This window comes from Burkholderia sp. LAS2, from assembly GCF_018417615.1.
In the GTDB taxonomy this organism is placed as follows: domain Bacteria; phylum Pseudomonadota; class Gammaproteobacteria; order Burkholderiales; family Burkholderiaceae; genus Burkholderia; species Burkholderia sola.
Genome location: NZ_CP071052.1, coordinates 438693 through 462561, shown reverse-complemented (window position 1 = coordinate 462561; position 23869 = coordinate 438693). Strand labels below are relative to the sequence as shown.

23 protein-coding genes are annotated in these 23869 nt (G+C 65.1%); 11 read left to right on the top strand and 12 right to left on the bottom strand.

Annotated elements, in window-relative coordinates; all coding sequences use genetic code 11:
* The first annotated feature begins 192 nt into the window (after positions 1 to 192).
* Entirely contained in the window at positions 193 to 1587 is a 1395-nt protein-coding gene (gene mnmE / locus JYG37_RS02160; RefSeq protein ID WP_176016688.1) for a tRNA uridine-5-carboxymethylaminomethyl(34) synthesis GTPase MnmE, read from the top strand.
* A 260-nt stretch (positions 1588 to 1847) separates the two neighbouring features.
* Here mnmE and JYG37_RS02155 read toward each other — a convergent pair whose 3' ends face one another.
* Positions 1848 to 3701: an ATP-dependent nuclease gene (locus JYG37_RS02155; RefSeq protein ID WP_213345844.1), complete on the bottom strand. Its 1854-nt coding sequence runs from the start codon at positions 3699 to 3701 to the stop codon at positions 1848 to 1850.
* A 196-nt stretch (positions 3702 to 3897) separates the two neighbouring features.
* Here JYG37_RS02155 and JYG37_RS02150 point away from each other — a divergent pair, with 196 nt between their 5' ends.
* Positions 3898 to 4134 carry a hypothetical protein gene (locus tag JYG37_RS02150; RefSeq protein WP_213345843.1) on the top strand — a complete coding sequence of 79 codons (237 nt, stop codon included), beginning with the start codon at positions 3898 to 3900 and terminating at the stop codon, positions 4132 to 4134.
* A gap of 125 nt (positions 4135 to 4259) precedes the next feature.
* Here the strand turns inward: JYG37_RS02150 and JYG37_RS34970 are convergent, their stop codons facing one another.
* The 4 genes from JYG37_RS34970 to JYG37_RS02135 all read right to left on the bottom strand — a co-directional run bounded on the left by JYG37_RS34970 (position 4260) and on the right by JYG37_RS02135 (position 6540).
* Positions 4260 to 4385, bottom strand: a complete 126-nt coding sequence (locus JYG37_RS34970) for a hypothetical protein (protein ID WP_256097665.1) — start codon at positions 4383 to 4385, stop codon at positions 4260 to 4262.
* A 149-nt stretch (positions 4386 to 4534) separates the two neighbouring features.
* Positions 4535 to 5893 (bottom strand): sensor domain-containing diguanylate cyclase, encoded by a 1359-nt coding sequence (locus tag JYG37_RS02145; protein ID WP_050011092.1) that lies wholly within the window; start codon positions 5891 to 5893, stop codon positions 4535 to 4537.
* A 109-nt stretch (positions 5894 to 6002) separates the two neighbouring features.
* The gene (locus tag JYG37_RS02140; RefSeq protein WP_050011093.1) at positions 6003 to 6251 is read right to left on the bottom strand and encodes a DUF2795 domain-containing protein; all 249 of its coding nucleotides are present in this window, start codon (positions 6249 to 6251) and stop codon (positions 6003 to 6005) included.
* Between the two features lie 118 nt (positions 6252 to 6369).
* Complete coding sequence (locus tag JYG37_RS02135) at positions 6370 to 6540, bottom strand: hypothetical protein (protein WP_006489933.1); 171 nt, start codon at positions 6538 to 6540, stop codon at positions 6370 to 6372.
* Positions 6541 to 6691: 151 nt separating this feature from the next.
* On the opposite strand from JYG37_RS02135, the gene speG reads away from it, so the two are divergent.
* The 3 genes from speG (at position 6692) to JYG37_RS02120 (ending at position 8829) form a co-directional block, all read left to right on the top strand.
* Positions 6692 to 7249: a spermidine N1-acetyltransferase gene (speG, locus tag JYG37_RS02130; RefSeq protein ID WP_050011094.1), complete on the top strand. Its 558-nt coding sequence runs from the start codon at positions 6692 to 6694 to the stop codon at positions 7247 to 7249.
* A gap of 488 nt (positions 7250 to 7737) precedes the next feature.
* Positions 7738 to 8085: a surface attachment protein Sap1 gene (gene sap1, locus JYG37_RS02125; RefSeq protein ID WP_124556203.1), complete on the top strand. Its 348-nt coding sequence runs from the start codon at positions 7738 to 7740 to the stop codon at positions 8083 to 8085.
* Between the two features lie 189 nt (positions 8086 to 8274).
* Positions 8275 to 8829, top strand: a complete 555-nt coding sequence (locus tag JYG37_RS02120) for a YaeQ family protein (protein ID WP_050011096.1) — start codon at positions 8275 to 8277, stop codon at positions 8827 to 8829.
* A gap of 31 nt (positions 8830 to 8860) precedes the next feature.
* Here JYG37_RS02120 and JYG37_RS02115 read toward each other — a convergent pair whose 3' ends face one another.
* Positions 8861 to 9274, bottom strand: a complete 414-nt coding sequence (locus JYG37_RS02115; protein ID WP_006498690.1) for a VOC family protein — start codon at positions 9272 to 9274, stop codon at positions 8861 to 8863.
* A 429-nt stretch (positions 9275 to 9703) separates the two neighbouring features.
* Between JYG37_RS02115 and ada the strand changes: the two genes are divergently transcribed.
* From ada to gshA, 3 genes are all read left to right on the top strand, one after another.
* Positions 9704 to 10795 (top strand): bifunctional DNA-binding transcriptional regulator/O6-methylguanine-DNA methyltransferase Ada, encoded by a 1092-nt coding sequence (ada, locus tag JYG37_RS02110; RefSeq protein WP_050011097.1) that lies wholly within the window; start codon positions 9704 to 9706, stop codon positions 10793 to 10795.
* On the top strand, positions 10792 to 11751 hold the full coding sequence (locus tag JYG37_RS02105) for a DNA-3-methyladenine glycosylase family protein (RefSeq protein ID WP_213345842.1): 960 nt from the start codon (positions 10792 to 10794) through the stop codon (positions 11749 to 11751). Before ada ends, JYG37_RS02105 begins: the two co-directional genes overlap by 4 nt.
* A 465-nt stretch (positions 11752 to 12216) precedes the next feature.
* Positions 12217 to 13830 carry a glutamate--cysteine ligase gene (gshA, locus tag JYG37_RS02100; protein ID WP_213345841.1) on the top strand — a complete coding sequence of 538 codons (1614 nt, stop codon included), beginning with the start codon at positions 12217 to 12219 and terminating at the stop codon, positions 13828 to 13830.
* 75 nt (positions 13831 to 13905) lie between these two features.
* Here the strand turns inward: gshA and JYG37_RS02095 are convergent, their stop codons facing one another.
* A complete protein-coding gene (locus tag JYG37_RS02095; protein ID WP_213345840.1) occupies positions 13906 to 14223 on the bottom strand; it encodes a DUF4148 domain-containing protein in 318 nt (105 codons plus the stop codon).
* 471 nt (positions 14224 to 14694) lie between these two features.
* Here JYG37_RS02095 and JYG37_RS02090 point away from each other — a divergent pair, with 471 nt between their 5' ends.
* The gene (locus JYG37_RS02090; protein ID WP_050011101.1) at positions 14695 to 16335 is read left to right on the top strand and encodes an L-lactate permease; all 1641 of its coding nucleotides are present in this window, start codon (positions 14695 to 14697) and stop codon (positions 16333 to 16335) included.
* Between the two features lie 99 nt (positions 16336 to 16434).
* On the opposite strand, the gene JYG37_RS02085 is transcribed toward JYG37_RS02090, so the two are convergent.
* A complete protein-coding gene (locus tag JYG37_RS02085) occupies positions 16435 to 17352 on the bottom strand; it encodes a LysR family transcriptional regulator (RefSeq protein WP_050011102.1) in 918 nt (305 codons plus the stop codon).
* Positions 17353 to 17581: 229 nt separating this feature from the next.
* Here JYG37_RS02085 and JYG37_RS02080 point away from each other — a divergent pair, with 229 nt between their 5' ends.
* Together JYG37_RS02080 and JYG37_RS02075 are read left to right on the top strand one after the other, a co-directional pair.
* On the top strand, positions 17582 to 19753 hold the full coding sequence (locus tag JYG37_RS02080) for a phosphocholine-specific phospholipase C (protein ID WP_124631127.1): 2172 nt from the start codon (positions 17582 to 17584) through the stop codon (positions 19751 to 19753).
* Positions 19754 to 19970: 217 nt separating this feature from the next.
* On the top strand, positions 19971 to 20696 hold the full coding sequence (locus JYG37_RS02075; protein ID WP_124593544.1) for a phosphonate utilization associated transcriptional regulator: 726 nt from the start codon (positions 19971 to 19973) through the stop codon (positions 20694 to 20696).
* Positions 20697 to 20821: 125 nt separating this feature from the next.
* Here the strand turns inward: JYG37_RS02075 and JYG37_RS02070 are convergent, their stop codons facing one another.
* The 4 genes from JYG37_RS02070 to JYG37_RS02055 all read right to left on the bottom strand — a co-directional run bounded on the left by JYG37_RS02070 (position 20822) and on the right by JYG37_RS02055 (position 23849).
* Positions 20822 to 21094: a hypothetical protein gene (locus tag JYG37_RS02070; protein WP_124556212.1), complete on the bottom strand. Its 273-nt coding sequence runs from the start codon at positions 21092 to 21094 to the stop codon at positions 20822 to 20824.
* Positions 21091 to 21537: a lipoprotein N-acyltransferase Lnb domain-containing protein gene (locus JYG37_RS34965; RefSeq protein WP_124631129.1), complete on the bottom strand. Its 447-nt coding sequence runs from the start codon at positions 21535 to 21537 to the stop codon at positions 21091 to 21093. The genes JYG37_RS02070 and JYG37_RS34965 overlap by 4 nt, the downstream gene beginning before the upstream one ends.
* Positions 21538 to 22010: 473 nt before the next feature.
* Positions 22011 to 22412, bottom strand: coding sequence for a hypothetical protein (locus JYG37_RS34720; protein WP_244138026.1), 402 nt, complete (start codon positions 22410 to 22412; stop codon positions 22011 to 22013).
* Between the two features lie 48 nt (positions 22413 to 22460).
* On the bottom strand, positions 22461 to 23849 hold the full coding sequence (locus tag JYG37_RS02055) for an FAD-dependent oxidoreductase (protein WP_124631130.1): 1389 nt from the start codon (positions 23847 to 23849) through the stop codon (positions 22461 to 22463).
* Between the last annotated feature and the right edge of the window lie 20 nt (positions 23850 to 23869).

Sequence of the window (23869 nt, the reverse complement as noted above, 5' to 3'; positions counted from 1 at the left end):
GAAATGGCGGGTGGCTCATCACGCTGGACTGATACTTAGCTTATCCCCGGCGGGATAAATTCGGGCGAGTCCGAATCGGGCGCCGCGGCCGGTGGCTGATGAGCCCGCACGCTACAATGCCGGCGTTCCTCTGCCCGAACTGTTGCGCGGGCGCACCATTGACTCGCTGATTACCCGATTGCTCTGATTGCCATGCTCGCTACCGATTCCGATCCGATCGTCGCCATTGCCACTGCTGCCGGCCGGGGCGGCATCGGCGTCGTCCGCGTGTCGTTCGGGCGCGGCGGCGAGGCGGCCGCGCTGCCGCTGGTCGACGCGTTGTGCGGGCAGACACTCGCGCCGCGCCATGCGAGCTACGTGCCGTTCCTCGACGCGCACGGCGCGCCGCTCGACCGCGGGATCGCGCTGTATTTCCCGGCGCCGCATTCGTATACCGGCGAGCACGTGCTCGAACTGCAGGGGCATGGCGGGCCGATCGTGATGCAGTTGCTGCTGCAGCGTTGCCTGGATGCAGGGCGCGACTTCGGGCTGCGGCTCGCGGAGCCGGGCGAATTCACGCGGCGCGCGTTCCTGAACGACAAACTCGACCTTGCGCAGGCCGAGGCCGTCGCCGACCTGATCGAGGCGAGCACCGAGGCGGCCGCGCGCTCGGCCGGGCGTTCGCTCGACGGCGCGTTCTCGCGGCAGATCCATGCGCTCGTCGAGGACGTGATCACGCTGCGGATGCTGGTTGAGGCGACGCTCGATTTTCCGGAGGAGGAAATCGACTTCCTCGAAGCGGCCGACGCGCGCGGCAAGCTCGCGAGGATTCGCGAACAACTCGCACACGTGCTCGGCGACGCGCGGCAGGGGGCGCTGTTGCGTGAAGGGCTGTCGGTCGTGCTGGCGGGGCAGCCGAACGTCGGCAAGTCGTCGCTGCTGAATGCGCTGGCGGGCGCCGAGCTGGCGATCGTCACGCCGATCGCCGGCACGACGCGCGACAAGGTCGCGCAGACGATCCAGGTCGAAGGGATTCCGCTGCACATCATCGATACGGCCGGGTTGCGCGAGACGGAAGACGAAGTCGAGCGGATCGGCATTGCACGCACGTGGAGCGAGATCGAGCGTGCGGATGTCGTGCTGCATCTGCTCGATTCGCGCACGGGGATGACGCCGGACGACGGGACGATCGCCGCGCGGTTTCCGGCCGGCGTGCCGGTGGTGCGCGTGCTGAACAAGACGGATCTGACCGGCGTGCCGGCGTGCGTCGAGCATCCGGCGGCGGAAGGCGATCTGACCGAGGTGCACCTGTCGGCGAAGCGCGGCGACGGGATCGATATGTTGCGTGCCGAGCTGCTGCGGATTGCGGGTTGGCAGGCGGGCGCTGAGGGTGTGTATCTCGCACGCGAGCGGCATCTGATTGCGCTGCGGGCCGCGCAGGAACATCTCGCGCAGGCGGCGGATCACGCGGAGCAGCGTGCGCAGTCACTCGATCTGTTTGCCGAAGAGCTGCGGCTCGCGCAGGAGCAGCTCAATGCAATTACCGGGGAGTTCACGTCGGATGATCTGCTGGGGGTGATTTTCAGCAGGTTTTGTATTGGGAAGTAAACCATCATCCGGCGGGGACCAAACGGACTTGCCCCTGTATCTCCAGACATGGACTAGAACGAACTCCTCAATATTGCGAATCGGGTGTTCGATAGACGTTCGTAACGACGCCATCTGCGAAGACCTTGCCCTTCTCCCTGGGGGGCTCGATCTTAGCAGCTAATACTTCTCCTCGGCCAATCGCGTGAGTGCCAGTCCTGCATGCCTATACGTATACCTACGACACCGTCACACTGTTATTAGCGGGCATGGCGTCGCGCTTAGGCAATCGCGGAATCGATGCTTGCCTTAGCGGTAGTTGTGGACCCAATTTGCGGCATTCCGCGACGCGACGAGTTGGATAGCCAAGCGTTGATCTTGCCGATGAAATCCCATACATCCCCCTGTGCGGGTACGATGTAATTGGGGTCTGCCGGATCTTCGCCCATTGCCTCAAAAATGCCCCTCAGCCACGTTTCCTTTGACCGCTCGACTTCTATCGTCGGTAGCCATCGCTCAAGTTCGCCGGCTCGAACAACGAAGATCCCGTAAGTATCAAGTTGATCAAAGAAATCATCTGCGGCTTGACGATTTTCTGCATCCAGTTGCGCGATGCCGCCATCGCGCTTCATTGTCTTATCGTTGTAGTTTGGAAGACGCTTGAAGGCGTCAAGCAATCTAGATCGAGTCACTTCATGTGCAGATCGACTTGGCTGTGGGACAAATGCTCCGTCCATCGGCTTTGCCCAGACGGTTCCCCCTTCCTTTAACACGTCGAGGTCAACAATTCCTACGGCTGGGATGCCTAGTTCGCGAAGTGGTTTGACGATTGACCAAACCGTTTGTTTATTCTGTGCATTGAGGAATATGCAGTTCTCAATGCCTCGAGGATCTCGTGCGTTGAGCAAACGTTGATTTATCTCCTGATAAAAAGCTCGATCAGCATCCGCTTCGGTTACAACGACCGTGTTGTGAAAGAGTGCGCTGAGCACGCCAATCGATCGCAGAAGCGGGTTACGCAGCATCGGCTTTAGTTTGTCGTGCGGCAGGACACGTGCCGTCGCCGCTTCATTCGCGTAGGTGAGCCGCACTATATTGACAGCTGAAGAACCCGCTACACATCCCATGAGAAAGTGAGCGCTGTGGGTAGACACGATCACGCGCTGGCTTTCAGTAGCCAAGTGTGTGCATACGTCCTTCCCAAGTTGATGGCTGAGACTCGGATGCAGGAAAGCCTCCGGTTCATCAATCAGCGTGATCCTCGGTTTACCCGCCATAAGCGAGGTGAGGATGCCGGTGTACGCCTTTACTCCATCGCTTGCAGATGGCCCGGCAATGGGGGTGGCTGCGCTATGAAAGTTGACTGACCTTTCTCCCCAGCCGCGCTCCTCTTCACCATCTGCAGGAGCTACATCGCTTAAGCGGTACCGCAAATGACCGGCCTTAGTTGGGTCAATTACAAGGTGGCGACCAAACGCTTGATAGATCATTTGGCGTACTGTTGCCCGCAAACTGTCGTCACGAAACAAGACCCCAATCGGATATTTCGCCTTCTGCGTGAAATCGGGGTCTTCGGCGTCTTCGATTAATGCGAGGCGATTCCGTCCGTCAAGGCGTGTTGTCAAAAACTGAAACGCTTGGAGCATATGGCCCCGGTAGTCCAGACCGTTCGCTATTTCACTTAAGGCGCTTTGTCGGTGCAGTTGTCCGCCAATCGAACCTGCAGTGGTGGATCGTGCAATTTTGTAGGTCTCACCATCCTCCGTTCCAATCGAATGCTCTGCGAGAAATGCGTCAAGATCCTGCTCTGTCCAGGGCCCGAACTTGACGCTGTCAATGACGTTGCCAACAAGACGTCTGGCGCTGTGGCACCATTGTTCGATTTCTCGAAGCGCGAGAGATTTGCCACTATTGTTCGGCCCCACCAAGATAGTCACTGGGGAAAGATCGATCGATAAAGGCGGTGAATTGGGAGCCGCACCTGCCTTAAAAGTTATCGTTTTGATCATGGGCGCCGGGGTTCCGGTAGCTACTGCGGTCAGATGGGGAAACAGGGGTGCCCTGAGCCGCAGCAGTCCTGAATCACGATGACCGCAATGCTGCCACACTTTTGCATCTGATTTAATAGCTGACATCAATACTCGGCTTCTTCGTGTTACCCCGCCTAGCGCATCGACACCGCGAAGCCGCATCGAAACCAATTGAGATGTCCGGAACGCCTTTGGGTACACGGTAGGGTACACAAATGGAATATCGAGTTTCGCGCTGCGCGTCTCACAGTGCTGTGGGGGTGCCCACTGGTGGATCATCGATCCGGACGCTATCGACGACATGCTGACCGAGGGGGATTTCTGGCCGATGATCTACATCGACGGTAAACGGCCATACGGGAATCGCACGGACCACCAGTTCGACATAGCCGAATTGATGGGCGAGCCGTACAGGCGTGATACCAAGGGAGATCTGGTCACGGACGGGAAAGGATGCGCGTCTGGAATGTCTGCGTGTGACATGCTTGCTGCGCTACAGGTGTTCCTGATGCGCTCCGATCCGAGCAAGCCCGCCTGAGCGGGCTTCAGCCCGGTGCATCGATTGCGTTGCAAAGACAAGGCGATCGACGTATCCGGACACTTCACGACGATGACGGTGCGTCGGCCTTTACGCAATCGAAGCACCGAAATCTTTACGCGCCATCAATCCCAATGACGATGATGATGGTAATACCCACCCCCACCGTAATACCCGCCACCATCAGGCACTACGATACAGCCGCTCAACAACACGGCGACGCCGGCAATCAGCAAAAGGGCCTTCTTCATCGCGTTCACCTGCTCGGATTCAATATGAAACCCAGCATAGCGAGCGGCCCCGGCCCGGGCTGTAAGCGATCGTATCCCCGCGCCGCAATCCGTAACGGCGGATTATTCCGGTCACAATGACCGTAACAATTGGCCAAACAGCAGACGTTTCAGGCGACGACGACCCGGTTTCGCCCCGTATCCTTCGCCCGATACAGCGCGGCGTCGGCGGCTTCGATCAACGCGTCGGGGGTCGACAGATCGTCGGCCGACACGGTCGCGCAACCCACGCTGACGCTCACGCGTCCGGCCGGCGAGTCGGGCATCGCGAGGTCGAGCCGCAGCACCGCGTCGCGCACTTCGTCGGCCACCACCCGCGCACCGCGCGCGCCGGTGTTCGGCAGCACGACCGCGAACTCCTCGCCGCCGTAACGCGCGACGATATCGGACGGCCGCCGCACCGCGCCGGTCAGTGCATTCGCGACGGCGATCAGGCACGCATCGCCCTTCACGTGACCGAACGCGTCGTTGTATGCCTTGAAGTGGTCGACGTCGACCATCAGCAGCGACAGCGGTTCGCCCTGCCGCCGCGCCTGCAGGAACAGCGTGTGGAAATGATCGTTGAAATGGCTGCGGTTGAACGCGCCCGTGAGCCCGTCGCGCGCGGACGAGCGGATCAGCGTCGCGTGCGCTTCGAACAACTGCTGATACAGCATCGTCACTTCCCACGCGAGCACGCACACGAGCACGCCGGGCGTGAACATGCTGAACACGCGCGCGACATACCAGCCGACCGTGAAGCGGTTCGTGCTCAGCAAGTTCAGCGTCGTATCGGTGAGGCACGCGAGCACCGCGATCGCGAGCCACAGGTCGAGCGTCGTGCGCAGCCGGCCGGTGACCAGTACGGCCACGAGCGCGAGCACATTGAGGATCCACACGACGAGCGCGATGCCGTTGACGGGCAGCACGGCAGCGTCGCGGGGCGGATGGAACGCGGGCGGCAGCGACACGTTCAGCGCGATCGCGCACAGGAGCGCCGCGGCGACGGCCGGGCCGCCGACCAGCGCGATCGTCCAGCGGCGCGTCTCCTTCGCGCCGACCGGGGCGCGCGTCAGCCGCTCGCGGGCGAACAGCGCGGCCATCACGAAGCACGGAAAGCCGGCATGCCAGAAGATCCACATCCATGCGGCGCTTTGCGGGCGCGCGCCGAGCAGGCCATGCGGCGCGAACACGCCGGGAAAGGTGAGCAGTTGCAGCGCGACGGCGAGCGCGGTGAACGCGTAGGCGCCGCCGAGCGCACCGAGCACGGGCTGGCGCGTGACGGTGAATTGCGCGCCGAGGAAGAACGCCGCGATGCTCGCGGTCGTGAACACGGTGAGCGCGCACATCGGCATGAACGGCTCGACGGGCGGCAGCGCGACGTTCGCGTGCGGCGCGGCGATCCCGAGCGTGAGCAGGATGACGAGCGCCGTCAGCGCGCCGAACCACAGCTGACGTTGCGTCGTGTGCTGGATCAGGATGCCTTCCATGGAGTCCCCCGGACACGCGTGCGAAGCGCCCGATCTTGCGCCGGGCGGCACGCATCCCGATCGCGGCGCGACCGGTGCGGCCCGATCCTATCGCGTTATTGGAATCCGCTCAAATGCCGAGCCCCGGGCCGAAGTTGCCGGCGACGCAGCGCGTGACGGCGTCGACGTCCGCGTAGTCCTGTTCGGGCAGGCCGTCGAGCATCGACAGCACCTCGTTGCTGGCGCCGGCGTCGCGCGCGGCATCGACGATCGCATCCTTGTTCGCCGGATAGCGGACGGCCGCCAGCACATCGGCGATCTGCAGATCGATCGTTTCGTTCGGGATATCGTGCGGGGGAATGGCGGGCTTGTCGTTCACGTCGGTGTCTCGCGGGTGGGGCGGGAATGGGATCGAGCGCAAGAGCTGTACCCGCATCGCATGTTACCCGGTCCAGATGGCCCGGCCGGCGCGGGCGGCGAATCGGCGGTGATCGAAGTCAGTGCCCGCGTCGCACGCGGCGCCACGGATGCTTCCAGTCGATGTGCGGCGCGTTCTCGTCGCGCGGATGCTGGCGACGGTGCTCCTGCCAGAGTTCGTCGGAAAACAGCGCGGCCACGATGACGAGCGGCAGCACGAGGAAAATTCCGAGGATGACTTGCTCGATCACGATAGCCTCCTTGCGGTGGCAGGAACCCTTGCTCCCATTCTAGGCTCTGAACTGCGCCCGCGTTCAAATTCTTACAGTGCGAAACGGGCCCGAACGCGGCCGCGCCGCGCGGGCGTTCCGCACGTGCGCCGGCCTCAAAAAGGACATGACCATGCAACTCCAGAACGATACCAACACGCTCGCGCTGCGGCCGCTGGAGCGCCAGGACCTGCGCTTCGTCCACGAGCTGAACAACGACGCGAAGATCATGCGCTACTGGTTCGAGGAGCCGTACGAAACCTTCTCGGAACTGTCGCAACTGTACGACCGCCACGTGCACGACCAGCGCGAACGCCGTTTCGTCGCGGTCGACGCGCAAGACGAACTGGTCGGCCTCGTCGAGCTGATCGAGCTCGACTACATCCACCGCCGCGGCGAGTTCCAGATCATCATCGCGCCGCAGTGCCAGGGGCGCGGCTACGCCGGCCAGGCGACGCGCCTCGCGATCGAGTACGCGTTCAAGGTGCTGAACATGCGCAAGCTTTACCTGATCGTCGATACGTCGAATGCGGCGGCGATCCACGTGTACGAAAAATGCGGATTCCAGCACGAGGCCGAATTGAAGGAAGAATTTTTCGGGAATGGCGCGTATCACAACGCTTATCGCATGTGCATTTTCCAGCGCGATTATTTCGAGCGCCAGCAAATCGGGTCGAATAAGGCAGGGTAAACACCACGCGGACGAAAGGCGCTTGCGATGGGGCTTCAAGGCGCCGAATGGATGCGGGGAACTACGGATAAATACGGATGCGCTTATACCTGGCATTTTTCTTGTATCAGGCAAATGCGATTCCGCACTGCGGTAAAGGCGAATCGTTTCGGATGACTTTATGTGCAACGCATCAAAATGATCCGGATAGCGAAATGGATTATCCAAACCGTTCAATCGATGCATTGTAACTTTGCTGAAAGCCTTGCCGGATAACGGTTTCCGCCCGGCGGCCAAGGCCTATCCGCCATTCGGCGACGCTTGCCGCGCGCGCCCGTCGCGCCAAAAGCCGCCTGCGCACGGGGTGCGACAATCCGCCGCTATTGCGGTCGCACAACAAATGTGCTTGCTATCGTTTACCGGTCTTCTAAAGTGAAAAACGTGGGTTCACGATCACCTTTAAACACATAGCTAACCCGGCCTGGCGCCCGCAAGCCTGGAGACAGAACATGACGAAGCGTACCGGTGTCCTTTTTGCCCTTGTCGGCGCATTTTGCGCTGTGTCGATTGCGCAGGCCGGCGGCGATTCGGCCGTCAAGCCGAAGCAGGAAATCCAGCTGACGAAGAATGCATGGGGCTGCCTGTCGAAAGACAATCTGGATTCCGTACTGAATCACGAACGTGACGGCAAATCGCAGGCGAAGCAGCAGTACTTCGACGACTTCCGCTGCCTGTCGGTGCCGGAAGGCCAGCGTTTCCGCGTGGTGGCGGTCGACCAGGGCGACGTGCAATTCGTCAGCGCGGACAATAGCGACCAGCAAGGTCTCTGGACCGATTCGCGCTTCGTCAAGCAGTAACCGTCGATTCGCCGCGCCGTCGCGCGACGCGCGAGCGCGCCGGCCCGACGAGCGGGTGGCGCGAACCGAACACGGCCCGGCGCATGCCGGGCCGTTGCGCTGTGAACGGCGCATGACGCACGCCGGACGGCGCGCATTCGGTATCATCACGGCCCGACCGAACCGAATGCCCGCCCGGGCCGCATCCGCATGGCGCTGAAATCCACGATCTACAAAGCCGAACTGCAAATCGCCGACATGGATCGGCATTACTACGCCGATCACGCGCTGACGGTGGCGCGCCATCCGTCGGAAACCGACGACCGGATGATGGTGCGCATCGTCGCGTTCGCGCTGTTCGCGCATGAGCGGCTCGAGTTCTGCAAGGGGCTGTCGGACGTCGACGAGCCCGACTTGTGGCAGAAGGACCTGACGGGCGCGATCGACGTGTGGATCGAGGCCGGCCAGCCGGACGAACGGCGCATCTCGAAGGCGGCCGGCCGTGCCGGGCAGGTCACGGTGATCGCGTACGGCGGCAAGACGTCGGATATCTGGTGGCAGGGCGTGCGCAGCAAGGTCGAACGGCTGCGCAACGTGCAGGTGCTGTCGCTGGCCGACGGCGTCGCGGCCGCGCTCGGGCGGCTCGCGGCGCGCACGATGCGCCTGCAGTGCACGGTGCAGGACGGCACCGCGTGGGTCTCGAGCGCCGACCACGATCCGGTCGCGGTCGAATGGACGGTGCTGAAGGCGCGCGAGGGCGCGTAAGGGTCCGTCAGGGCCCGCGCGTCGGCCGCGTTCAGCCGAGCGCGGCCGGCGGCCCCTTGAATTCGACCATGTTCCCTTCGGGATCGAACAGGTAGATCGACGGCCCGTAACCGCCGGCGCCGTAGCGTTCGGCCGGCGCGCCCGGTCGCGCGCCATGCGCGGCGAAATGGGCGATCAGTGCGTCGGGATCGAACGGCTCGACGCGCAGGCACAGGTGGTCGAGGTTGCGCCCGGTGCCGGGCGGCCCGCTGTCGGGACGGTCGATCGGGCCGCCGACCGTCAGCAGGTCGATCAGCGCGTCGCCGGCGCGCAGTTGCACGAGGCCCAGATCGGGCTGCTCCTTCTCCACATGGCAACCGACGGCATCGCAGTAAAAGCGTGTCATTGCCGCCATGTCGGTCACGCGCAGCACGATGTGATCGATTCCGCGGATGGTGGGCTTCATGGGCGGGACTCCTTCGCAGTCGACGAGCATCGAGTGTAGACGCATCGCGCCTGCGCTGCCGGCCGGCACGCGGCACAATCGACGGACGAAAAAAAGCCCGTTCACGCAGTGCGGAACGGGCTTAATCCATATCAGGAGGAGACATGGAGGAGACAGTTCCAACTATACACACGGCGATGGTGCGACGCAATATTCCGATTGCAAAAAAACGTCAGGACGGCGATTTGTCGCATCCGCACTGCAGCAAAACGGTGACGGGACGATGACGAAAACCGCGCCGGAGCGGCCGCCGCGCGGGTTTTGTCGGATTTATTTCGATCGATACGGCCCCGATTCGCCGACACGAATCACAGAGCAAGATTCAGGGCGCGACGGCATGTGCCGATGGCTAGAGTAGGCACCATCTACACTAGAGAGTGCGAGGTTCAGATGAAAACCGCCTATCCGACCGACGATGCCCGCTGGGCCGCCGTGACCACGCGCGATCCGCATGCGGACGGCGCGTTCTTCTATGGCGTCCGCACGACCGGTGTGTTCTGCCGCCCGACCTGCGCGTCGCGGCAGCCGCGCCGCGAGAACGTGTCCTTTTTCGCCGATCCGGCGGCCGCCCGCGCGGCCGGCTTCCGGCCCTGCAAGCGTTGCCAGCCGGAAGGGCTGCCGCGCGAGCTGGAAATCGTCAATCGTGCGTGCGCGGTGCTCGACGCGCAGGCCGAGCGGCTCACGTTGCAGCAGTTGAGCGACGCCGTGCACGTGAGCCCGTTTCATCTGCAGCGGCTCTTCAAGCGCGTGGTCGGCGTGTCGCCGCGGCAGTACCAGGCCGCGCAGCGCGGCGCCGCGCTGCGCCAGGCGCTGCAAAGCGGGCAGCCGGTCACGCAGGCGGCCGTCGATGCGGGGTTCAACTCGCCGTCGCGGCTCTATGCGTCGGTGCCGCGCGAGCTGGGGATGGCGCCGTCCGCGTTCCGTCGCCAGGGCGCCGGCCTGCGGATCGACTTTGCGACCGCGTCGACGTCACTCGGCACGGTGCTCGTCGCCGCCACTGAACAGGGCATCTGCCGGATCGCGTTCGGCGACGATGCGGCGTCGCTCGTCGGCGAACTCAAGGACGCATTCGCGCGCGCCGAACTGGTCGAATCGTCCGCGCGGCTCGCGCCGTTCGTCACGCAGATCCGCGCGTACCTCGACGGCACGCGGCACGCGTTCGACCTGCCGCTCGACATCGCGCCGACCGCGTTCCAGCAGCGCGTGTGGGAAGCGCTGACGCATATCCCGTACGGCGAAACGCGCAGCTATTCCGAGATCGCGGAGGCGCTCGGCTCGCCGCGCGCGGTGCGGGCGGTCGCGTCCGCGTGTGCGTCGAATCCGGTCGCGCTCGCGATTCCGTGCCACCGGGTCGTGCAAAAGGGCGGCGCGCTCGCCGGCTATCGCTGGGGTGTACGCCGCAAGGCGACGCTGCTCGCGGCCGAGGCGCGTCATGTTCACAACGATGAAGCCGAAGCCGAGACGGAGGGCAGTGCGGTTTGAGCATCGACACGATAACGATCACGTCCCTCGGGAACGGCGGCCTGGTGCCGCCGTCCGCGCAGATGGAACTGCGCTACAAGGCGCCGTACGACTGGGCGCGCGTGCTGCGCTTCTTCAGCGGGCGCGCGATTCCGGGCGTCGAGCAGGTTGCCGACGGCGTGTATCGCCGCATCGTCGATCTGCACGGCGAGGCGGGCCGCCTCACCGTCAAGAAGCATCCGCGCAAGCATTGCCTGATCGCGATCGTCGAAGGGGCGGTCGCGCGTCGCGTCGACGATGCGTTCGCCGCGCGCGTCGCGACAATGTTCGACCTCGGCGCCGATCCGGCCGCGATCGGCGGCGGCCTCGCGCGCGATCCGTGGTTCGCGCCGCTCGTCGAGGCCGCGCCGGGGCTGCGCGTGCCGGGCGCGTGGTCGGGGTTCGAGCTGGCCGTGCGCGCGATCGTCGGGCAGCAGGTGAGCGTGAAGGCCGCGACGACGATCGTCGGCCGGCTCGTCGAACGGGCCGGCGAACGCGTGATGCCGGAAGACGACGGCGCGCCCGCGTGGCGTTTCCCGACGCCCGACGCGCTGGCCGCGTGCGATCTCGACAAGATCGGGATGCCCGGCAAGCGCGTGGCCGCGCTGACCGGCGTGGCGCGCGCGGTGGCGGCCGGCGACGTGCCGGTCGATCGCGCGCATGCCGATCTCGCGACGCTGCGCAGCGCGTGGCTCGATCTGCCCGGCATCGGCCCGTGGACCGTCGAATACATCGCGATGCGCGCATGGCGCGATCCGGATGCGTGGCCGGCATCCGATCTCGTGCTGATGCAGTCGATCGCCGCGCGCGACCCGGCGCTCGACCGGCTCGCCAGCCAGAAACGCCGCAGCGAAGGCTGGCGGCCGTGGCGCGCGTATGCGGCGCTGCATCTGTGGAACGAGGTGGCCGACCGGGCGGGCGGCGCGCGCGGCGGGTAAGCGCGGCGGCCCGCGGCCGGGTGCGACCGCAGGAAGGCGGGGCTGCAACCCATTGCGCGGGCGGTGCCAGCATGCGCCGAGTGCCGGCGTGACGCGGCCCGTCATGGCGATTCCATGCCTTCGGCACCGGCCGGAGGCCGCGCGTGCGACGCCTCCGCATGCGTCGTTTTCCGATCCATTCCGCGACACGGTTGCACCTGCCGCCAACCGTTCGCCGTTCCCATTCCGTCCGACGAATTCCGCTGACCGGCGTGCCGATCGCCCTCGTCCCGACCCGGCGATATGCGCCAGCGCTACCGCGCCCGGCCCGCCCGATCGCCCGCTCAGGCCCGCGCGCCGTGCTCGCGGCCACCTCAAGCGCGGGTTCCGGCGAGATGTTAAAGTGCCCGCTACCAACGAAGCGACCAACAATCCAGCCGGCCGCGCGCGGCGTTCTGCGCGCGGCCGTCACGCACTTGCGTCTCCATGTCGAACACCATGACTCACCGCCAGTCCGAACTGTTGCTGAAACGCCTCGACGCGCTGAGCTCGGGCCCGACGCGGCAGCATCTGCCCGACGGCCTGCGCGGCATCGAAAAGGAAAGCCTGCGCGTGACGCGCGACGGGATGATCGCGTTCACGCCGCATCCGCGCGCGCTCGGTTCGGCGCTCACGCATCCGGCGCTGACGACCGACTATTCCGAAGCGCTGATCGAACTGATCACGCCCGCGGAGCGCGACGCCGCGCTCACGCTCGAGCGCCTCGACGATCTGCATCGCTACGTGTATGCATCGCTCGGCGACGAGATGCTGTGGAACGAGTCGATGCCCGGCCTGCTGCCGGCCGACGACGAGATCCCGATCGCCAACTACGGCACGTCGAACATCGGCCGCCTGAAGACGGTGTACCGGCGCGGCCTCGCGTATCGCTACGGCCGCACGATGCAGTGCATCGCCGGCATCCACTACAACTACTCGCTGCACGAGGAAGTGTGGCGGCGCCTGCATGCGGACGAAGAGTCGACGGCGACGCTCGTCGATTACCAGTCGGAACGCTATCTCGCGCAGATCCGCAACTTCCGCCGCCGCAGCTGGCTGCTGATGTACCTGTTCGGCGCGTCGCCGGTGCTCGACACGAAGTTCCTGCGCGGCAAGCCGCACAAGCTCGACACGTTCGACGCCGATACGCTGTACCGGCCGTATGCGACCAGCCTGCGAATGAGCGATCTCGGCTACTCGAACACGACGGCCCAGGCCGCGCTGCACGTCGACTACAACACGCTGCCCGGTTATCTCGACGCGCTGTCGAAGGCCGTGAGCGAGCCGTATCCGGCGTACGAGGCGATCGGCACGCATCGCGACGGCGAGTGGATCCAGATCAACACGAACGTGCTGCAGATCGAGAACGAGTTCTACTCGACGATCCGGCCGAAGCGCGTCACGTATTCGGGTGAGCGGCCGCTGCATGCGCTCGCGTCGCGCGGCGTGCAGTACATCGAAGTGCGCTGCCTCGACATCGACCCGTTCGAGCCGACCGGCATCGCGCTGGAGACCGCGCGCTTCATCGACGCGTTCCTGCTCGCGTGCGCGCTCGACGAAAGCGCGCCGCTCGACTGCGACGCGTACAAGGAAGCGAACGCGAACTTCGGCAGCGTGACGCTGGACGGCCGCAAGCCGGGGCTCACGCTGACGCGCGAAGGTCAAGCGGTCACACTGCAGCAGTGGGCCGATGAACTGATGGCCGATATCGAGATCGTCGGCCGCCGCCTCGACGAAATCCGCGGCGGCGACGAGCATGCGCGCGCGATCGCCGCGCAGCGCGAGAAGCTCGCCGATCCGGAGCGCACGCCATCCGCGCGCGTGCTGCGCACGATGCGCGAGAACGGTCAGTCGTTCCTCGCGTTCGCGCTCGCGCAGAGCGAAGCGCATGCCGCGCATTTTCGCGCGCGCCCGCCGTCGGCTGAGACGCTGCACGCCGAGCAGGCGCTTGCCGCGAAGTCGCTCGCCGAGCAGGCCGAGCTCGAAGCGAAGGAGGCCGGATCGTTCGACGCGTTCGTCGCCGCCTATCGCGCCTATACGCTGAACCGCTTCAGCGTGTGACGGTCGCGCATGCGGCCGGCGCAGGGTGCGCCGCGCCGCTGCCGCGCGATCCATCCGGTTCCGTCAGTGATCCGGTCAGTGATGCGCATACGTGTCGCGATCGACTGCGTGCGGCAGCGCCGGCTTGCCTGATTCCCCGTGCGCCCGGCCGTCGCTGCCGTAACCGGCGGCGTCGCCCTCACCGCGCGCCTGCGCGGCACGCTGCATGACCGCCTGCATGTTCCGCGGAAAGTCGGGACTGCTTGCAAGGCTCGCCCGGTAGCCGGCGGCCTGCAGTTCCACCAGTTCCTGACGGACCTGCGCGCGGGTGAGCGTCGACGCGGCTTGCGCGTGAGCGGCGAACGCCGCGCCGATCAGCACGCACGCGCATGCCGCGTGTTTCATCGTCTTCATCGTGTTGGCTCCGTGAGGTTCCGCCGCCGCGCCATCGGCGGCGCGGGCGGAAACGATGCAGCCAGTCTAGGCTTCGGACGCCAAACGAAACATCCTCGTGGCGGGCAGTCACCTTTTCCGGTCGCGCAACATTGCGCGCACCGGTGAGGCGGCCGCGGCGGGCTGCCTGTCGAACGCGACAGCGGCGCGCCATCTGCCGGCCATCGTGCGGCGGCCGGTTTACATCGGCTCGCCCGCATCGGGCTTCTCCCCCTTGTACAAGCGCGTTGCGCCTCCTAACCTCTTTTAAGCGACCGATCGGTTGGCCGCGCAACGTCGTTGCGTACGCAAGCGCCCGAGCGTGGTCGTGACCGCAGGACATCGCCTTGTACCGAGCCCGGCGCATCGACATGCGAACCCGGGTCGACCGCACAAGGCATGGGACCCGAGTAGACGCTGAAGCGCCGACTCGGGTCGACATCTGGAGACACGATGAACCCCACCGACGCCCTCCCGCCCGGCATCGTCTTCGCGCAACCGCTGACGCCCGTCGCGCACTCGCTGCTCCTGTCGTTCCTCGTCGCCGCGATCCCGATCGCGGTCGCGCTGATCGCGCTCGGCGTGCTGCGCCGCCCCGCGTGGCAGGCGTCGCTCGCCGGGCTCGTCGCGGGCCTCGCGGTCGCGATCGGCGCGTGGGGGATGCCGGCCGGGCTCGCGTTCAACGCGGTCGGCGCCGGCATGGCGCTCGCGGTCGTGCCGGTGATGTGGATCGTCTTCAACGCGCTGCTGCTGTACAACATCGCGGTGAAGTCGGGCCGCTTCGACCAGTTCCGGCAGTGGATGCTCGACAACCTGCCCGACGACCGCCGCCTCGTGCTGCTCGTCGTCGCGTTCTCGTTCGGCTGCCTGCTCGAAGGGATCTCCGGATTCGGCACGCCGGTCGCGATCACGAGCGCGCTGCTGATCGCGCTCGGCTTCCCCGCGCTCGAAGCGCTCACCTATACGCTGCTGTTCAACACGGCGCCGGTCGCGTTCGGCGCGCTCGGCGTGCCGATCACCGTGCTCGGCGCGGTCACGTCGCTGCCGCCCGCGACGCTCGCGCAGATGGTCGGCCGCCAGTTGCCGTTCTTCGCGCTGCTGCTGCCGTTCTATGTGGTCGGCGCGTATGGCGGGCTGCGCTCGATCGCGAAGCTGTGGCCCGCGCTGCTCGTGTCGGGCGGCAGCTTCGCGATCGCGCAGTTCGTCACGTCGAACTTCCTCGGCTACCAGCTCACCGACGTGCTGTCGTCGCTCTCGTCGCTGATCGTGACGATCGGCTTCCTGCAGCTGTGGAAGCCGCAGCCCGATCCGCAATACGCGCTCGCGCGCAGCGTGCCGGCCGCCGCCGGCGCCGCGCGCGCGGGCTTCGGCGGCTGGCTGCCGTGGCTCGTCGTGTCGGTGGTCGTGATCGTGTGGGTGCACGCGAACATCGCGGCGATCGGCGACGTGAAGATCAAGTGGCCGGGCCTGCACAACGCGGTGTACGTGTCGCTGTACCACAAGCCGTATGCGGCGATCTGGGATTTCCAGCCGCTCGGCACGGGCACCGCGATCCTGCTGTCGGCGATCATCACGGCCGCGCTGACGCGCACCGGGCCCGGGGCGTTCATCGAATGCGTGGGGAAGACGTGGCGGCAGACGTGGATCGCGATCGTCACCGTGATGATGATCGTCGGCCTCGCGTACCTGCTGAACTACTCTGGCATCAGCTATACGCTCGGCACCGGCGTCGCGTCGACGGGTGCGTTGTTCCCGCTGGTGTCGGCATCGCTCGGCTGGATCGCGGTGTTCCTGTCCGGCAGCGACACGTCGGGCAACGCGCTGTTCGGCAACCTGCAGGTCGTCGCCGCGCGGCAGCTCGGCCTCGACCCGGTGCTGATGGCCGCGACGAACTCGTCGGGCGGCGTGATGGGCAAGATGATCTCACCGCAGAATATCGCGACGGGCGTGTCGACGACGGACCTGAAAGGGCAGGAAGGCGTCGTGTTCGCGCGCACCTTCTGGCACAGCGTGATCCTCACGCTGCTGCTCGGCGTGCTGGTGTTCCTGCAGCAGCACGTGCTGACCTGGATGATTCCGGCGCTGCCGAAGTGACGCACGGCGCCACGACAGAAGAAAGGCACGAGGAAAACAACGAGGGAAGGCGCGGGAAGAGCGCTAGGTCATGTGCGGAAGCGGTGAACGCGCGGCGGCTCAGCGTGCGTTCGCCCGCCGCGCCGGTTGTCCGTGGTCGGATGCGCCGGCTGCTTCAGCACGGCCCGGCAGGATGCACGCGAGGAACGCGTCGATCGCGGGGCTCTGGCGGCGCGCCTTCAGGTAGTACACGTATTCGTCGATCGTCGTGTCGACGCCGCGCAGCGCGATCACGCGCAAGTCCGGATGGCGTTCGGCTTCGCCGAGCGGAAAGAGGCTCCCGCCCACGCCATGCAGGATCGCCTCGCGAATCGCTTCGCGGCTGCCGATCTCGGCAACCGACGTGGCCGCGACGCCGGCCGCTGCGAGGATCGTCTCCGTGCAGCGGCGCGTGACCGACCCTTCCTCGCGGATCAGCAGCCGCACGTCGGCGAGCTGCGCCGCGTCGATCGAATCGAACCGCGCGAGCGAATGATGGCGGTGCACGACGAGCACGAGCGGATCGGTCGAGATCACCTTGCGTTCGAGGCCGTCGGCGTCGTTGCGCTGCGACGAGACCGCGAGATCGATGCGGAATTCCTGCAGCGCCTGCAGGATTTCCTCGGAGTTGCCGATCCGGCACGTGAGCGCGATCGACGGGTGCGCGCTCGAGAAGCGGCCGACCGCGTCCATGATGTAGTACGGGCCCGTCGCGCCGATCCTCAGATGGCCTTCGAACAGGCCGCCGATGTTGCGTAGCATGATGTCGGCCTGCGCCTCGAGCGCGATCATCTTCTCGACGAGCGGCAGCAGCTCGATGCCCGTCTCGGTCACCTCGAGCTTGCGGCCGCTGCGGTAGAACAGCTCGACGCCGTACAGTTGCTCGACCTGCCGGATCTGCGCGGCGATCGTCGGCTGGCTCACGCCCAGGTGGCGCGCGGCGCGCGTGATGCTGCCCTGCCGGACGGTCGCGTGGAACGCCTTCAGCTGATCGAACACGACTCGGCTTCTCCCCCCTCTTCATCGCGCGTCAGCGTAGCGTACGCATGTGTCGGCCGGATGAAAGGCGCGCCGTGCGAGACTTCGAAAAAAAGCTGGGGATGACGGCAAGAAACCTGCGGGAACCGGTCACGGCCGGGACATGCCGGTGCGGGGTAATAACGACGACGCAGATCGCCGGCCCCGCTCGCCCGGCGCCTCCACTCCCACCGACCACAGGGTGCTCTTCATGTCCTCGAACAATCGACGCGATTTCTTGCGCCTCGCCGCGCAGTCGGCCGGCGCGATGGCCGCCTACGCGGGCTTCCCGCCCGCGATCCGCAATGCGCTGGCGATGCCGGCCGCCTATCGTACCGGCACGATCCGCGACGTCGAGCACGTCGTGATCTTCATGCAGGAAAACCGTTCGTTCGACCATTACTTCGGCGGACTGCGCGGTGTACGCGGCTTCGACGACCCGCGTCCGCACCTGCTGCCGAACGGCGCGCCGGTGTGGCAGCAGCCGCCGGCGTCGGTGTTCACGAAGAACTACCATTCGCGCGGCCTCGATCCGCAGGCGCCGTACGTGCTGCCGTTCTACCTCGATCCGAAGCAGACGACCGAATTCCAGCCGGGTACCAATCACGGCTGGAGCAGTGGCCACCTGTCCTGGAACAACGGCCAGTGGGACCAGTGGGTGAACCAGAAGCAGGACGTGCTGACGATGGGCTACCTGAAGCGCCAGGATCTCACGTACCACTACGCGCTCGCCGACGCGTTCACGATCTGCGATTCGTACTTCTGCTCCGCGCACGCCGACACGGCGCCGAACCGCATCTACCTGTGGACCGGCACGGTCGACTCGCGCAACGTCTACGGCAGCGCGACGAACGGCCCGGGCATCGGCGAGCGCAACGACGTGAACGGCTACACGTGGACGACCTACGCGGAACGCCTCGAGAACGCGAAGATCAGTTGGAAGGTGTACCAGGGCGGCACCGGCATCCCGGGCGACCCGACCGACAACTACACCGACAACTCGCTGATGTTCTTCAAGCGCTTCCAGGTGAAGGAAGGCGCGAGCGGCCCGCTGGTCGACAAGGGCGCGTCGGACCACACGCTTGCCGAGCTGAAGGCCGACGTGCAGGCCAACCGGCTGCCGCAGGTGTCGTGGATCGTGTCGCCGTACAAGTACAGCGAGCATCCGCAGGCGTCGCCGACGGACGGCGCGTTCTACATCAACATGGTGCTCGAGGCGCTGACGTCGAACCCCGAAGTGTGGGCGAAGACGGTGTTCATCCTGAACTACGACGAGAACGACGGGCTGTTCGACCACGTTGTGCCGCCGGTGCCGCCGGCCACGAGCGGCGTGGGCGGGCAGGGCATCGTGTCGTCGAACCTGCTGTCGAACCTCGGCGACGAACTGCTCGACCTGAACAAGTACCCGGGCGAAATGAGCCCGCTCGTGCCGGGCGCCGACCCGGGCGGCATCCAGCCGATCGGCCTCGGGCCGCGCGTGCCGCTGATCATCATCTCGCCGTGGACGAAGGGCGGCTGGGTCTGCTCGGAGACGTTCGACCATACGTCGGTACTGCGTTTCCTCGAGGCGCGGTTCGGCGTGAAGGAGCCGAACATCAGCGCGTGGCGCCGGTCGATCTGCGGCGACCTCACGTCGGCGTTCGACTTCTCCGCGCGCCCCGACACGCGCACGGTCAGCTTCACGGTGCCGCAGCACATCGCCACCGCCGGCCAGGCGTACCAGGTGCCCGCGCAGCAGTCGATGCCGACGCAGGAGTCCGGCACGCGTCCGGCGCGCGCGCTGCCGTACGAGCTGTTCGTGCACAGCCGCGTCGGCGCGCATGACGACACCGTGTCGCTCGACTTCGCGAACACCGGCGACGCGGGCGCCGCGTTCTACGTGTACGACCGCCGCAACCCGGCGACGCCGCCGCGCCGCTACGCGGTGTCCGCGCGCGACCGCTTCGTCGATACGTGGAGCACGTCGGCCGCGCGCGGCGACTATCATCTGGCCGCCTACGGCCCGAACGGCTATCTGTGCGAATTCCAGGGCAACACGCGGCTCGCGGCCGACGGCCGCCACGCGAACCCCGAAGCGAAGATCGGCTACGACGTGCGCAATCGCCACGTGTATCTGCAACTGCGCAACAGCGGACGCGCGACGTGCCGCGTGTCGGTCGACAACGCGTACAGCCATGCACATGCACGCACGTACACGCTGGAGCCGGGCGAGCGCGTCGACGCGCACTTCGAGCTGTCGTCGAGCCACGGCTGGTACGATCTGACGATCACCGCGACGACGCTGCGCGGCGGCGACGACAAGGTCGTGCGCCGCTTCGCGGGCCACGTCGAAACGGGTCGGCCGAGCCACAGCGATCCGGGTCCGGTGAAGCGTACGGCCTGACGGCTGTGCAGGCGGTGGCGCGCGACGCGGGAGGGTTCGCCCGCATCGCGCGACCGCTGCGTGCCGGTTGCATGGCGATTGCGAATGTGAGTCGTACGCCGGACTGGCTTTTGGAAACTGAAAACTGTTGACAATTTGGCGGGGTGAGAGGTATACAACGACCACTCGCCGACATGGCGCCCTCGTTTTCACCTGCAGCCCCGCTGCCTGCCCGACCATGACTGCCCCGAACGCGCTCAGCGCCATCGAACTCCTGCAAAGCCAGTCGCTCGCGATGATCGTCCAGGACATGCTCGAGCGCGCGATCGTGTCCGGCGAATACGCACCCGGCGAAAAGCTCAACGAAGTCGATATCGCGACGAAGCTGAACGTGTCGCGCGGCCCGGTGCGCGAGGCATTCCGCGGGCTCGAACAGGCCGGCTTGCTGCGCAACGAGAAGAACCGCGGCGTGACCGTGCGTGTCGTGCCGCTGCGCGAGGCCGAGGAAATCTACGAAGTGCGCGCGATGCTCGACGAATCGGTCGCGCGCGCACTCGCGAAGCGCATCTCGCCCGAGACGCTGAAGGTGCTGAAGGGCATCGCCCAGTCGATGAAGGGCGCCGCGAAGACGCACGACGTCACGCGTTATACCGAGCTGAACGTGCAGTTCCACGACGCGATGGTGGTCGGCGTCGGCAATACGCATCTCACCGATACCTACCGGCGGCTCGTGCGCCAGCTCGGCCTGCTGCGTCAGGCGGCGATCGAGGCCGAGGAGGATGCGATCGCGGTGTCGGCGGCCGAGCACGACAAGATCGTGCGGGCGCTCGCGGCCGGCGACGAGGACAAGGCCGTCGCGCTCGTGCGCGAGCACGTCGCGCATGGTCTCGCGCGGATGCGTCGCATGCATGAGCAGGGGCTGCCGGTGACGGGTAAGGCGGCGCGGGAGAGGGCGGGCACGTAAGGGGACGCGGTGCGTGTCGTTGCGCGTCGTTCGGTTACGGGCCGTCCGCCCGTTATGCCGGCCGGGCTTAGCTTTGCTCGGAATCGACATGGCCCGGGCCAAATGCAACGATCGCCAGCAGGCGATTATTTGCGGTGTCGTTTATCGAAGGCATCATCCAGCACCCACCCCGTGCCGGATTTGCAGTCCACTTGCGTGTATGCGTAGATTTTGGCAACACGATCCGTCAGCGGAACACAGGACTCGCCTTTCCTGATCGTGAAGATCGGCTGGGTCCTGTCGTCGTTAGGTTCGGCAAACGCAGGCATATCCTGAAGTGCCGTCCATTCCTCATCTTTGTATTTCGAGCACGCGCTGATCATCGCGGCGAGTGCGGCCAATAGCAGGAGGCGTGTCATTTCTTCGGATATCGTCGGATTCCAATCAGGCGTTTCGAATGGCGCAGACCGATCATCAAATCCGCAGGAGGGATGATACCCGGGAGTTGCCACCTTGGGTCGTAAGCCAGAATGCCAGCCTTGCCAAGTATTTCGGCTATGTTCGATGAGCAATTATTGTCGACGAGAGAGTATGGCTTGTTTTCGTGTCGCCGTCTTTCTATTTCGGAAACGATGATCCTTTTCTCGTCCTTGGATGTATGGAGGAGATAGCCGATCGTATCGCGTTGCATCTTGGTCTGCTGGCGGTTTAGGTAGTTCGCGATGTTATCGACGTCCCATCCTGGGTGCGCTCTGCCATATACGATTCCATCGACTGCAATCGCTGTATGTCCGAACTGTGACCCTCTTGAGATAGAGCGGGAGTCGCTAATCAAGATTTCAATGGTTGTTGATGCGTGCATGGAGGGAAAATGGGATTCCTATTTTTTGTGTCATTGAAATCCTATCATGTTGTTTATGATAATAAAATCGAGATAATGAAATGACAAAAATAAAATGCGTAGTACGGTATTCTGCTTTATAAGCTTTATTTTAGATGGGAATCGTCTTATTGGTACGTGATTGTTTTCGTGGGGAATGTCTAGTTTCGGAACAAACGCGGCATCAGGAATTGGACTTGTTCTATAGAAGCTGGCGACGTGATGGTGCGGGCTAGCCGCAGGCCTTTCCTGCCTCCCACCGCATTGCTCACGACATGCGCGCCGACATAGCGAATCGGCTCCGGCGGGAAAGGCCGAGCGGGAGAGGGCGGGCGCGTGAGTAACGGGCGCGGGACGTGTGGCCGGTAGAGCGATGACGAAAGGGCGCCGATACGATTGATCGGTGCCCTTTCCTGTTTAAGCGAGGTTCGCTTTCTTCGCCGTACCGGACGGGTTCAGCCCCGGTCACAATTGACGATGTCGGAGCCGAATGCGGCGATCGCCTTTGGGGTGATTTCGTCTCTGACGATTCGCAGCAGGACGAGGTCGTTGCCGTAATCGGCCATGGCGTCCTCGTCGTCGGACGTGTTGCAGATCTCGGTCCAGTGCTTGTCTGTTTCGGCAAGCGCTTCGAGGACGATTTTGACCTGGCTGGCTGTTAGTTCGAGTTTCATGGTTTCCATATGGAACTCCTGTTTTTTGCTGAATTCCCGCGTGGCGGACATGGCCATTTCTTGAAGAAGCCTCTTGTATTTGTCAAGGGGCATGCTCCTTGACGGAGCAATCACATGGCGATTCTTGCCATCTGGACCGATCTGCAAATCGCCAGGAACATAAGCCCTTTTTTGAATCGCCACACTCATCCGCCAACAGGGCGATGCTTGATGCCGTCAGCGGCGAACATCTCAAGCCTTATCCGCCTTCCCCGCCGCGCTCGCAAACTTCGCGAGCCACGTATCGACCGCCGACGGCTGCCGGCTCTCGTCCTCCGCGCGCTCCTTGCGACGAATCGCGTTGCGCACGACGTGCGCGCCGACATAACGGATCGGCTCCGGCGGGAAATGGCCGATCGGGCCGCGCACGATGGGGCTGCGCGTCCACGCGTTGTCGAGGCCGAGCACGAGCGACGACAGGATCTGCCCGCCCATGTAGGTTGGCCCGACGCCGTTGCCAGAATAGCCGAAGCCGTAGAACACGTTCGGCGCATCGTCGAGGCGGCCGAAGAACGGAAAACCCGTCACCGAGCGATCCGACGGCCCGTTCCAGCTCGCGGTGATCGGCACGCCCGCCAGCGACGGGAAGAATTCGCGCAGGCTGCGCGTGAGCTGCGCCTCGTACGGCGAGCGGCGGTCGAACACGGGCGCGATGCGGCTGCGCCACGAGAACGTGTTGCCGCCTTTGCCGAGCATAAGCCGGCCATCGACGGTCGTGCGGTAGTAGTACACGAAGATCCGCGAATCGAGCACCGACACGCCGTCCACCAGCCCGGTCTGCTCCAGCAGATCCGGACATTTCTCGGTGATGACCATGTCGCTCGACACGACCGCGATCGTCCGTTCGAACTGCGGAAAGCGGCTCGCCATCCACGCGTTGATCGCGAACACGAGCTTGCCCGCGCTCACGCTGCCGGACGGCGTGCGCACGACGACCGGCTGGCCGGGCGTGAAGTCGAGCATCGGCGTGCGCTCGTAGATCCGGATGCCCATCGCAAGCGCGACGCGGCGCAGCCCGCGCACGAGCTTGCCGGGATGGACGGTCGCGGCGATCGGCGAGTAGACGCCGTGGAGATTGCGCGCGGAGCCCGAGCGGCGTGCGATGTCGGCGGGCGGCAGCGGCTCGTAGCTGTGGATGCCGCACGCGGCGAGCGCGTCGAGCACCGGCGCGAGCGTGCCGACCTGCGCACGCGACGTCGCGGTGTACAGCGTGCCGTCGAGCCGCAGTTCGGCATCGATGGCGTGCGTGCGACAGAAATCGGCGATGTGCTGCACGGCCGCTTCCGATGCCTTCACGAGCCGGATCGCCTCGGCTTCGCCGAACAGCCGCCGCAGCGTCAGGAATTTCGCGGACCACGTGAGCAGGCAGCCGCCGTTGCGGCCGCTCGCGCCGGCGCCGCACAGGTCGGCTTCGAGGATCGCGATGTCGAGCGCGGGGTGCTGCTGCTTCGCCTGGATCGCGGTCCAGAGGCCCGTGAAGCCGCCGCCGACGATACACACGTCGGCCTGCGTCGCGCCTTGCAGCGCGGGGGCGAGGTCGCCGTCGTTGAGCAGCGCTTGTTCGATCCAGAAGGGGCGCATCGGGTGTCGTATCAGTGAGG